Origin of the sequence: Paraburkholderia phosphatilytica (genome assembly GCF_003443895.1) — a bacterium.
Lineage (GTDB): Bacteria > Pseudomonadota > Gammaproteobacteria > Burkholderiales > Burkholderiaceae > Paraburkholderia > Paraburkholderia phosphatilytica.
The window spans coordinates 149847-161766 of sequence record NZ_QQOA01000009.1 but is presented as its reverse complement, the minus strand read 5'-3'; the positions used below and the strand labels follow the sequence as shown (position 1 = coordinate 161766).

12 protein-coding genes are annotated in these 11920 nt (G+C 64.1%); all 12 read left to right on the top strand.

Translation table 11 applies throughout. The annotated features are described in order from the left end of the window. Positions 1-18: 18 nt before the first annotated feature. The 12 genes from fabG (at position 19) to rnc (ending at position 11765) form a co-directional block, all read left to right on the top strand. Entirely contained in the window at positions 19-768 is a 750-nt protein-coding gene (gene fabG / locus DVS29_RS12205) for a 3-oxoacyl-ACP reductase FabG (protein ID WP_118180713.1), read from the top strand. Positions 769-950: 182 nt separating this feature from the next. Then, entirely contained in the window at positions 951-1190 is a 240-nt protein-coding gene (gene acpP, locus DVS29_RS12200) for an acyl carrier protein (protein WP_004197638.1), read from the top strand. 298 nt (positions 1191-1488) lie between these two features. Next, positions 1489-2727, top strand: coding sequence for a beta-ketoacyl-ACP synthase II (gene fabF / locus DVS29_RS12195; RefSeq protein WP_118180712.1), 1239 nt, complete (start codon positions 1489-1491; stop codon positions 2725-2727). A 16-nt stretch (positions 2728-2743) separates the two neighbouring features. Next, complete coding sequence (locus DVS29_RS12190; protein WP_124800632.1) at positions 2744-3214, top strand: hypothetical protein; 471 nt, start codon at positions 2744-2746, stop codon at positions 3212-3214. A gap of 103 nt (positions 3215-3317) precedes the next feature. After that, positions 3318-3917 (top strand): RNA polymerase sigma factor RpoE, encoded by a 600-nt coding sequence (rpoE, locus tag DVS29_RS12185; RefSeq protein ID WP_035925408.1) that lies wholly within the window; start codon positions 3318-3320, stop codon positions 3915-3917. Between the two features lie 99 nt (positions 3918-4016). Continuing rightward, the gene (locus DVS29_RS12180) at positions 4017-4667 is read left to right on the top strand and encodes a sigma-E factor negative regulatory protein (RefSeq protein ID WP_118180710.1); all 651 of its coding nucleotides are present in this window, start codon (positions 4017-4019) and stop codon (positions 4665-4667) included. A gap of 4 nt (positions 4668-4671) precedes the next feature. Next, entirely contained in the window at positions 4672-5730 is a 1059-nt protein-coding gene (locus DVS29_RS12175) for a MucB/RseB C-terminal domain-containing protein (RefSeq protein ID WP_118180709.1), read from the top strand. Positions 5731-5751: 21 nt separating this feature from the next. Continuing rightward, entirely contained in the window at positions 5752-7260 is a 1509-nt protein-coding gene (locus tag DVS29_RS12170; protein WP_118180708.1) for a DegQ family serine endoprotease, read from the top strand. After that, on the top strand, positions 7257-7523 hold the full coding sequence (locus DVS29_RS12165) for a glutaredoxin family protein (protein WP_240655556.1): 267 nt from the start codon (positions 7257-7259) through the stop codon (positions 7521-7523). The genes DVS29_RS12170 and DVS29_RS12165 overlap by 4 nt, the downstream gene beginning before the upstream one ends. An 80-nt stretch (positions 7524-7603) precedes the next feature. After that, positions 7604-9397 carry a translation elongation factor 4 gene (gene lepA, locus DVS29_RS12160; RefSeq protein ID WP_118180707.1) on the top strand — a complete coding sequence of 598 codons (1794 nt, stop codon included), beginning with the start codon at positions 7604-7606 and terminating at the stop codon, positions 9395-9397. Between the two features lie 21 nt (positions 9398-9418). Beyond that, complete coding sequence (gene lepB / locus DVS29_RS12155; protein WP_118180706.1) at positions 9419-10312, top strand: signal peptidase I; 894 nt, start codon at positions 9419-9421, stop codon at positions 10310-10312. A 160-nt stretch (positions 10313-10472) separates the two neighbouring features. Further along, on the top strand, positions 10473-11765 hold the full coding sequence (gene rnc, locus DVS29_RS12150) for a ribonuclease III (protein ID WP_118180705.1): 1293 nt from the start codon (positions 10473-10475) through the stop codon (positions 11763-11765). Positions 11766-11920 lie beyond the last annotated feature (155 nt).

The window sequence follows — 11920 nt, the reverse complement described above, 5'->3', positions numbered from 1 at the left end:
GGTACTCCGGAAACAGAGATGGATAAGAGCCTCGACAAACAGATCGCGATCGTCACGGGCGCTTCGCGCGGCATCGGTCGCGCGATTGCGCTGGAACTGGCGCGCCAGGGCGCCACGGTGATCGGCACGGCGACGAGCGAAAGCGGCGCCGCGGGCATCGGCGAAGCACTCAAGGCCGAAGGGCTGGCGGGTCGCGGCGCGGTGCTCAACGTGAACGACGCCGCGGCGGTCGAAGCGCTGATCGACGGCACTGTGAAAGAATTCGGCGGCCTGAACGTGCTCGTCAACAACGCGGGCATCACGCAGGACCAGCTCGCGATGCGCATGAAGGACGACGACTGGGACGCGGTGATCGACACGAACCTGAAGGCCGTGTTCCGGCTGTCGCGCGCGGTGCTGCGCCCGATGATGAAAGCGCGCGGCGGTCGCATCATCAACATCACGTCGGTGGTGGGTTCGGCGGGCAATCCCGGGCAGATGAACTACGCGGCCGCCAAGGCGGGCGTGGCTGGCATGACACGTGCGCTCGCCCGCGAGATCGGCAGCCGCAACGTCACGGTGAACTGCGTCGCGCCGGGCTTCATCGATACCGACATGACCAAGGTGCTGCCGGAAGAGCAGCAGGCGGCGCTGAAGACGCAGATTCCGCTCGGCCGCCTGGGCAGCCCGGAGGACATCGCGCATGCGGTCGCGTTCCTCGCGTCGCCGCAAGCCGGCTACATTACCGGCACCACGCTGCATGTGAACGGTGGAATGTACATGTCGTAACCGGTTTCGGTTACTATCCGCGCCGTGATGCGCATCGTGATGCGCTCATTCTGCCTTTCGCGCGGTGGCAACCGACGCTTCTGCGGTGCCGTTGGTTAGCCTTTCGGCCAGCTTTTCTGCAAAGGCAAACCTGATAAAATGCGCGCACCTGTATTTTTGAACTTCTTTCCCTTGGAGGGGTAATGGACAACATCGAACAGCGCGTCAAGAAGATCGTCGCGGAACAACTCGGCGTCGCCGAAGCGGAAATCAAGAACGAAGCTTCGTTCGTGAACGATCTCGGCGCAGACTCGCTCGACACGGTCGAACTCGTGATGGCCCTCGAAGACGAATTCGGCATGGAAATTCCGGATGAAGAAGCCGAGAAGATCACGACGGTTCAGCAGGCAATCGACTACGCTCGCGCGAACGTCAAGGCCTAAGGTCATTCGCGTCGGTTTTGCGGGCTTCGTGGCGGGCGGCTGCAGTGCGCCGCACGAAGCCGTGGGACTGACGGGCGCCCGGGCGGCATGGCCGAATCGCACGTCTGGCGCGGCGAACACGCCGCATATTTGTACCGTGCCGCTTCAGCCGGCGCGGCAGGCGTCCATGCAGTTGCCGGCGAAGTTGCCAGCGCAGTTGCCACAGCGGTTGCCACACTAAACAGCCACAGGGCAGACGGGGCCGGTCCCTGTCGGCGCTGTGGCTTTTGTTTTTGTCATTCTTTGGAAAGGGGTTACCGTGAGCCGTCGTCGTGTGGTTGTTACAGGACTGGGCCTGATTTCGCCGGTGGGCAATAACGTCGCCGACGGATGGGCCAACCTGGTGGCCGGCAAGTCCGGCATCGCCGACATCACGAAGTTCGACGCTTCGAACTTCTCGACCCGTTTTGCCGGCGAAGTGAAGGGCTTCAACATCGAGGAGTACATCCCCGGCAAGGAAGCCCGCCATATGGATACGTTCATCCATTACGGCATCGCCGCGGGTTTCCAGGCCATGAAAGATAGCGGCCTCGAAATCACGGAAGAGAACGCAGAACGCGTAGGCGTCGTGGTCGGCTCCGGTATCGGCGGTCTGCCGATGATCGAAATCACCCAGACCGAGCTGCTCAACCGCGGTCCGCGCCGGATCTCGCCGTTCTTCGTGCCGGCTTCGATCATCAACATGATCTCCGGCCATCTGTCGATCAAGTTCGGCCTGAAAGGCCCGAACCTCGCGATCGTCACCGCCTGTACCACCGGTCTGCACTGCATCGGCGAGGCGTCGCGCCTGATCGAATACGGCGACGCGGACGTGATGATCGCGGGCGGCGCGGAATCCACGGTCTCGCCGCTCGGCATCGGCGGCTTCGCGGCGGCGCGCGCGCTGTCGCAACGCAATGACGACCCGGCCACGGCGAGCCGTCCGTGGGACAAGGACCGCGACGGATTCGTGCTCGGCGAAGGCGCCGGCGTGATGGTGCTCGAGGAGTACGAGCACGCGAAAAAGCGCGGCGCGAAGATCTACGCGGAAGTCGCCGGCTACGGCATGAGCGGCGACGCGTATCACATGACCGCGCCGCTCGAAGACGGCGACGGCGCGCGCCGCTGCATGCTGGCCGCGATGAAGAACGCGGGTATCAATGCCGATCAGGTGAACTACCTGAACGCGCACGGCACGTCCACGCAGCTCGGCGACCTCGCCGAAACCACGGGCATCAAGCGCGCGTTCGGCGATCACGCGAAGGGCATCGTCGTGAACTCCACGAAGTCGATGACGGGTCACCTGCTGGGTGGCGCGGGCGGCCTCGAATCGGTGTTCACGGTGCTCGCCGTGCATCATCAGGTGTCCCCGCCGACCATCAACATCTTCAACCAGGACCCGGAATGCGATCTCGACTACTGCGCGAACACCGCGCGGGAGATGAAGATCGATGTCGCGTTGAAGAACTCGTTCGGCTTCGGCGGCACCAACGGCACGCTGGTTTTCAAGCGCGCCTGAGCGTCGGTCCGACCGCTTGAGTCTGTCCGACGCACTTCCCAGGGCTGATCGATCCGACGGACTGCCGCGGCACTTCGTGCTGCGGCGGTCCGCGTCGCTGCACGCTTGCGCGATCGCATTCGCCATCTGTGCGACTATCGCCTTTCACGTGACTTTCGGTGCACGCTTCGGCACGTGGCAAGTTGTGCCGCCGAGCTGCGCCGTCATGGCGCTCTTCGGCATCGGTATCGTGCGCTGGAGCCGCGCCCAGCCCGTCTCGCTCCAGATCGGAGCCGACATGCTGACGCTGCGGAACCGCGCCGGCACGAAACTGGCGGAAGGGCCGGTCGCGGCATGCGGCCAGTGGAGCGGACACCTCCTGATGCTCACGCTCGCGGCGGGCGGCAGCCGGTCCCGCCCATTTCTGATCGCCGCCGACATGCTCGATGCCGACGCGTTTCGCAGGCTCGCGGTGCCAGGCCGGCGCGGTGCGCGGGCGGCACTGTAAAGACTGTAACCGTCGTTAGCAGCTTCACGTGACAGCATGAAGGGGACGCTACAATGGTGCCCCCGTCGACATCGAAGGCAACCCAGGCAAACGGATTCATCAGGTGAGCGAAAAAGAAATCGACCAGGTGCTGGTCGAACGCGTGCAGAAAGGTGACAAGGCCGCGTTCGAGCTGCTGGTCGCCAAATACCACCGCAAGATCATCCGGCTGATCTCGCGCCTCGTGCGCGACCCCGCAGAGGTCGAAGACGTGGCCCAGGATGCCTTCATCAAGGCATACCGGGCGCTACCCCAATTCCGCGGCGAATCCGCCTTCTATACGTGGTTGTACCGGATTGCGGTCAATACGGCCAAGAATTACCTTGCCACCCAGGGCCGGCGGGCGCCCACTTCCACCGAAGCGGACGCCGAAGAAGCTGAAACTTTCTCGGATGCCGACCAACTAAGGGATATCAACACGCCCGAGTCGATGTTGATGAGCAAGCAGATCGCACAGACGGTCAATGCTGCGATGGCGGTTTTACCGGAAGAGCTGCGCACCGCCATAACTCTTCGTGAAATTGAAGGTTTGAGCTACGAGGAAATCGCCGAGATGATGGGGTGCCCGATCGGCACCGTCAGATCGCGAATTTTCCGTGCTCGCGAGGCCATTGCGGCAAAATTGCGTCCATTGCTGGACACACCCGAAGGTAAGCGCTGGTAAGGAATCCGGCGGCACCGCAGGGGCAGGGGCGCAATATCTGGGTCAGTTGGTGTCACTACCGGTGTCAACTACCGGTGTCAGTCAGGAATGGGGATCATCATGGGGTCGGTCTCGGTGCAATCGCAAAGAAACTCGCAAAGCAACGCGCAGGCAGGCTCGCGAGGCGAGCGTCTGTCGGCATGTGTCGACGGCGAGCTGTCGGGCGAAGCGCATCTCAACTCGCTGTTTTCGGAACTGGATCATGAAGATCGCGCGGCCTGGTCGTGCTATCACCTGATCGGCGACGCATTGCGTTCCGACGATCTGGCGGTCAGTCCAGCCACGAGCAGCGCGTTTCTCGCGAAATTTTCCGCGCAGCTGGAAAGCGAGCCGCATGTGCTCGCGCCGGCCGCGCTGTCGGCCGCGCGGCGCCTTGCCGTGCTGCGCCGGCGCGTCGTGCCGGCGTTCGCGGTTGCCGCGGCGGCCGCCACGCTCACCTGGATCGTCGTGCCGCAGCTGCAGGGCGTGCCGGGCGCGGGCGGCAATGTCGCGCAGATGGCATCGGCAGGTTCGCACGGCGACAGCGTCCAGCATGTGGCCATGACGGCGGCGGTCGCACCCGCGCAGCCGGTGGCGCAGGCGCAGGACGTGAACATCATCCGTGACGCGAGTCTCGACCAGTATCTGGAAGCACATCAGCAGTTCGGCCAGCAGCCCGTCATGCCGGGCGCTCCGCTGATCCGTGCAGCCATGACTTCGCAGGGCCAATAGTTCGATGCAGGCATCGCGGTTGAAAAAAACAACGTATTGGGGGCGGCTGCCGGCGTTTCTGTTCTGCGCAGCCGTAATGCTGTCAGGGGCGTCGCACGCGTTCGCGCAGGGTGACGCTTCATCGGCAGCGTCAACCGCCATGCCGCGCAGCGCGGCGGCCGCCTGGCTCGATCGCATCCACGAGGCGGCCCAGCAGCAGAACTACGTCGGCGCCTTCGTCTATCAGCGCGGCAATTTCGTGCAGTCGTCGAAGATCGTCCACTATGCGACGCGTAGCGACGGCGAATTCGAGCAGCTCGAAAGCCTCGACGGCAAGCCGCGCAAGATGCTCCGCCATAACGACGACCTTTACACGTTCGTGCCCGAGCGGCATATGTGCGTCGTCGAAAAACGCCAGAACAAGGACGCGTTCCCCGCGCTGATGCAGTCGAGCGGCGACGACGTGATGAACGTCTACGACGCGAAGACGATCGGCAACGACCGTGTGGCGGGCGTGGACAGCCAGGTCGTCGAGCTCGATCCGAAAGATTCGTACCGCTTCGCATACCGGCTGTGGGCGGATACGAAAACCGGCCTGCTGCTGCGCGCGCAGACGCTCGACTCAAACGGCCAGGTGCTCGAACAGCTGTCGTTCTCGCAGATCAGCATTGGCGTGCCGGTCGACAAGACGCCGATCGTCAACGGCATTCGCGATATCTCCGGGTGGACGGTGGTGCGGCCGCCTGTCGAGCCGGCCGACATCGAAGCGCAGGGCTGGCAGTTCGCGCCGACGGTGCCGGGCTTCCACAAGATCCGCGAACTGCGCCGGCCGATGGCCGCGCGCGACGCGAACGAGCCGGCGATCGAAGTCGATCAGGCGGTCTTCTCCGATGGCCTGTCGGCGGTGTCGATCTTCATCGAGCCGGTCAAGAACAACTCGCGCAAGGAAGGCTCGGGAAGCAGCGGCGCGACGCATGTCCTCGTGAAGCGCGAAGGCGACTTCTACATCACGCTGCTGGGGGAAGTGCCCCAGAGTACATTGCAGCAATTTGCGTCTGCCATAGAATACAAGGCTCCCAGGTAAATTCCTTCGGCTGACTACGATATGACGAACTTCCCGGTGCGAAATTTCTTCGCGGCCGCGCTGGTGGCAATGTGTCTGTCGCTGACGTCCCACACGGCGTCGGCAACGAATGCAGCGAACCTCCCCGATTTCACCGATCTCGTCGACAAGGTCGGGCCAGCGGTCGTCAATATCCGCACCACGACCCGGGTATCGACATCGAAGAACGGCCTGCCTCCGGGCATGGACGACAACGACATGTCGGAGTTCTTCCGGCGCTTCTTCGGTATTCCGATGCCGCAGTCGCCGCAGCAGACGCCGCCGGGCAATGGAAACGGCGGCAACGGCGGCAATGGCGGCTCCGATTCGCCGGACAACGGCGGCAATGACACCGAGCAGAACACCGGTGTGGGCTCCGGCTTCATCCTGTCGGCCGACGGCTACGTGATGACGAACGCGCACGTGATCGACGACGCGGACAGCATCTACGTGACGCTCACCGACAAGCGCGAGTTCAAGGCGAAGCTGATCGGCGTCGACGATCGCACCGACGTCGCGGTCGTGAAGATCCAGGCCGAAAACCTGCCGGTCGTGACGATCGGCGATTCGAACAAGGTGCGCGTCGGCGAATGGGTTGTCGCGATCGGCTCGCCGTTCGGCCTCGAAAACACGGTGACGGCCGGCATCGTCAGCGCGAAGGGCCGCGAAACCGGCGACTACCTGCCGTTCATCCAGACCGACGTCGCGGTGAACCCGGGCAACTCGGGCGGCCCGCTGATCAACATGCAGGGCGAGGTGATCGGCATCAACTCGCAGATCTACAGCCGTACCGGCGGCTTCATGGGCATTTCGTTCGCGATCCCGATCGACGAGGCGATGCGCGTGGCCAACCAGCTCGAAACCACCGGCAAGGTGACGCGCGGCCGCATCGCGGTGGCGATCGGCGAAGTGACGAAGGACGTCGCCGATTCGCTGGGTCTGCCGAAGGCCGAAGGCGCGCTCGTCAGCAGCGTCGAGCAGGGCGGTCCGGCGGACAAGGCGGGCGTGCAGCCGGGCGACATCATCCTGAAGTTCAACGGCCAGCCGGTCGATACCGCGACCGACCTGCCGCGCATGGTGGGCGATACGAAGCCGGGCACCAAGGCCACGATTACCGTGTGGCGCAAGGGCCAGACGCGCGATCTGCCGATCACCATCGCCGAGACGCAGACCGACAAGACCGCCAAGGCGGACGAGAAGAAGGCGCCGCCGCCGAAACCGCGCGCGCTGAACTCGCTCGGCATCGCGGTGACGGACGTCCCCGCGGACCAGCAGAAGTCGCTGAAGCTGCACGGCGGCGTGCAGATCGACCAGGTCGACGGTCCGGCCGCGCGCGCCGGTCTGCAGAAGGGCGACATCATTCTGCGCGTCGGCGATACCGACATCACCAGCGCGAAGCAGTTCGACGAAGTGACTGCCCATCTCGATTCGTCGAAGATGACCGCGATCCTCGTGCGGCGCGGCGACAACACGCAGTTCGTACCGCTGCGCCCACGCGCCGGCGGCAAATGACGCACCCCGCGCGGATGGTGCCGCTCACGCTCTACGGGCGCGCGTGGTGTCATCTGTGCGAGGACATGCAGGCGGCGCTCGCGCCGCTTCTCGCCGAATTCGGCGCGACGGTCGAGGTGATCGACATCGACGCCGATCCGCTCCTCGAAGCCCGCTACAACGACTGGGTACCGGTGCTCGTCTGCGACGGCGAGGAGCTGTGCCACTACCATCTGGACGTCGAGCGCGTACGTATCGCGTTGGCGGCACGCCTTTTCGGCTAAAATAGACGGGTTTTTCTTTCTATCAGCAAGGCGTGCTCCGCAATCGTCCGAGCGCGCCTTTTTCGCTTGATCGGCACTGAATGGATCATATTCGTAACTTTTCGATCATTGCGCACATCGACCATGGCAAGTCGACGCTCGCCGATCGCATCATCCAGCTGTGCGGCGGCCTGTCCGACCGCGAAATGGAATCGCAGGTGCTCGACTCGATGGATCTCGAGCGCGAGCGCGGCATCACCATCAAGGCCCAGACGGCCGCGCTGTCGTACCGCGGCCGCGACGGCAAGCACTACAACCTGAACCTGATCGACACGCCGGGGCACGTCGACTTCTCGTACGAAGTCAGCCGTTCGCTGTCCGCGTGCGAGGGCGCGCTGCTCGTGGTCGACGCGAGCCAGGGCGTCGAGGCGCAGACGGTGGCGAACTGCTACACGGCGATCGAACTCGGCGTCGAGGTCGTGCCGGTGCTCAACAAGATCGACCTGCCAGCTGCGAACCCCGAGAACGCGATCGAGGAAATCGAGGACGTGATCGGCATCGACGCGACCGATGCCACCCGCTGCAGCGCGAAGACGGGTCTCGGCGTCGAAGACGTGCTGGAAGCGCTGATCGCGAAGGTGCCGCCGCCGAAGGGCGATCCGGACGCGCCGCTGCAGGCGCTCATCATCGACTCGTGGTTCGACAACTACGTCGGCGTCGTGATGCTCGTGCGCATCGTGAACGGCACGCTGCGCCCGAAGGACAAGATCAAGCTGATGGCCACCGGCGCGCAGTATCCGGTCGAGCACGTCGGCGTGTTCACGCCGAAGTCGAAGGATCTCGAACAGCTGTCGGCGGGGCAGGTGGGCTTCATCATCGCGGGCATCAAGGAGCTGGAGGCGACGAAGGTCGGCGATACGGTCACCCATGTGGCGAAGCCGGCTGAAGAACCGCTGCCGGGCTTCAAGGAAGTGAAGCCGCAGGTGTTCGCGGGTCTCTATCCGGTCGAGGCGAACCAGTACGATGCGCTGCGTGAATCGCTCGAAAAGCTGAAGCTCAACGACGCTTCGCTGCAATACGAGCCGGAAGTATCGCAGGCGCTCGGCTTCGGTTTCCGCTGCGGCTTCCTCGGCCTGCTGCACATGGAGATCGTGCAGGAGCGGCTCGAGCGCGAGTTCGACATGGACCTGATCACCACCGCGCCGACGGTGGTGTACGAGGTCGTCCAGCGCGACGGTTCGCTGATCATGGTCGAGAACCCGGCGAAGATGCCCGATCCGTCGAAGATCGAGGAAGTTCGCGAGCCGATCGTGACCGTCAACCTGTACATGCCGCAGGACTACGTCGGTTCGGTGATTACGCTGTGCACGCAGAAGCGCGGCAACCAGATCAACATGCAGTACCACGGCCGCCAGGTGCAGCTCACGTACGAAATCCCGATGGCGGAAATCGTGCTCGACTTCTTCGACCGGCTGAAGTCGGTGTCGCGCGGCTACGCGTCGATGGATTACGAGTTCAAGGAATACCGCGCGTCCGACGTCGTGAAGGTCGACATGCTGATCAACGGCGACAAGGTGGATGCGCTGTCGGTCATCGTGCACCGCTCGCAGTCGCAGTATCGCGGCCGCGAGGTTGCCGCGAAGATGCGCGAGATCATCCCGCGCCAGATGTACGATGTCGCGATTCAGGCGGCGATCGGCGCGCACATCATCGCGCGTGAAAACATCAAGGCGCTGCGCAAGAACGTGCTCGCGAAGTGCTACGGCGGGGACATCACGCGAAAGAAGAAACTGCTGGAAAAGCAGAAAGAGGGCAAGAAGCGGATGAAGCAGGTTGGGTCAGTGGAAATCCCGCAGGAGGCATTCCTCGCGATCCTGCGCGTCGAAGACAAATAAGTCGAATAACGGAAACTCCCCATGAATTTTGCGCTGATTCTTTTTGTGCTCGTCATCGTGACGGGCATCGCCTGGGTTGCTGACAAACTGATTTTCCTGCCGCAGCGGCGCCGTGCCGCAGAAGCCGCCGTCGTCGAATTCGACCGGCAGCAGGCCCGCATCGGCGAACGCTTCGCCGACGAAAACGCGCCGCAGACGCGCGCGCGCCTTCGCGACGAAAAGCTGCGCCAGCCGTGGTGGCTCGAGTACACGGCGAGCTTCTTTCCGGTGATCCTCGTGGTGTTCGTCGTGCGCTCGTTCGTGGTCGAGCCGTTCAAGATTCCGTCGGGCTCGATGGTGCCGACGCTGCTCGTCGGCGACTTCATCCTCGTGAACAAGTTCGACTACGGCATCCGCCTGCCGATCACCAACACGAAGATCACGCAGGGCCGTCCGCTGCAGCGTGGCGACGTGGTGGTGTTCCGTTACCCGAAAGACGAATCGGTCGACTACATCAAGCGCGTGATCGGCCTGCCGGGCGACACGATCGCCTATCAGGACAAGCAGCTCACGATCAACGGCAAGCCGGTGCCCGAAACGCAACTGCCCGACTACTTCGACGAAGAACGCATCGGCTACGCGAAGCAGTTCGAGGAAGACCTCAACGGCCGTCAGAATGCGATTCTCAATAATCCGCAGGTGCCGCCGTACGTGATCGGCGCCGAAGACTATCCGTATCGCGACAACTGCACGTACAACGCGCGCGGCGTGATCTGCAAGGTGCCGCCGGGCAACTACTTCATGATGGGCGACAACCGCGATAACAGCGCGGACAGTCGTTACTGGGGTTTCGTGCCGGACGCGAACCTCGTGGGCCGCGCGTTCTTCATCTGGATGAACTTCAGCAACCTCAAGCGCATCGGTAGCTTCCACTGATTCACCGAACGCGTTTTCGCATGACCGCACAACACGCCGCAATCGATCGCGGCGTGTTGTGACGACACTTTAAGAACCATCGATAAAGTCGCTTCGCGACGCTTTTTCGTCCGCCGTCGCGCGTTTTCGCCGGGGCTGGCGCCCGCGTTATACTCTGCCCATGCCCCTATCTCCGCTGGAAAGCCGGTTGCGCTACGAATTTCGCAATGCGGAATTGCTGCGCCAGGCTTTAACCCACCGCAGTCACAGCTCCTCGCATAACGAACGGCTCGAATTTCTCGGCGACTCCGTTCTGAATTGCGGGGTGGCGGCGCTTTTGTTCCAGCGCTTCGGCAAGCTGGACGAAGGCGATCTGTCCCGGGTACGGGCGAATCTGGTCAAGCAGCAGTCGCTGTATGAAATCGCTCAGGCCCTGAATATCTCCGAAAGCCTGCGCCTTGGCGAAGGCGAACTGCGCAGCGGCGGCTTCCGCCGGCCGTCGATCCTCGCCGATACGCTCGAAGCGATCCTCGGCGCGATCTTCCTCGACGGCGGTTTCGACGCCGCGCAGACGGTGATCAAGCGGCTCTACGTGCCGATCCTCGACCACATCGATCCGCGCACGCTCGGCAAGGATGCGAAGACGCTGCTGCAGGAGTATCTGCAGGGCCACAAGATCGCGCTGCCGGCCTACACGGTCGTCGCGACCCATGGTGCGGCGCACAATCAGCAGTTCGAAGTCGAATGCACGGTGCCGAAGCTGGAGGTGAAGGTGTCCGGCTCCGGCGCGAGCCGGCGCGCAGCCGAGCAGGCCGCCGCCCGCAAGGCGCTCGACGAAGTGATGGCGCTGGCGCCCGCGCTCGGCGCGAAGCCGAAGCGTTCGCGCAGCGCGCGCGGCACGCGTAACGTCGAGCAGGAAGTGGTGCCAGGCGTGACGGGCGTGCAGGGCGCGCTGGATCTGCGCGCGCCGGATCGCAAGGGCGAGCGCGCGGCGCGAGGCGAAGCGTCGAAGGTTGCCGCCGGCGAAGCGGCTGCCGAGCGCGCGGGCGCCGTGCCGTCCGCAGCGGCGGCAGCGGCGCCGCTCGCGGTGATTCGCGCGGCGCACGTCGAGTACAGCGGTCACTCGTCGTCGAACTCGGGTCAGCAGGGCGGCTCGGGTGGGCAGCACGACCGGTCCGAGCGTACCGACAAAGACCGCGGCGGCGACAGGTCCGCGTCCGACAAGCCGTCGGAGAAGGCGGAGCGCGCCGTCGACAAGCCCGTGGACAAAGCGTCCGACAAGGCTACGGACAAAGCGGCAGCGGACAAATCGGCGGACAAACCCGTCGCCCGCCACCGCGAAACATTGCTGCCTGAAGCGACGGCGGCGACAGCAGCAACGACCGCGGCCGCAACCGAACCCGGCGACGCCAGCTTCGAAGCTGGCGTTGCGGGCAGCGCGGTCCGCATGCGCGCCGCCGACACCGGCCACTGATTCCGATGCGCGCGCCGCTGCCTGCGCCGCGCGATCGCACCACCATTCCGCAGTGATCCGAACATGAATCATCCCGACTCCCAAGACCCGACCGGCACGCCGGACCCGGCAGCCCCGTCCGGCGCGACGCAACCGAGCACCGCGAGCGGCTTCCG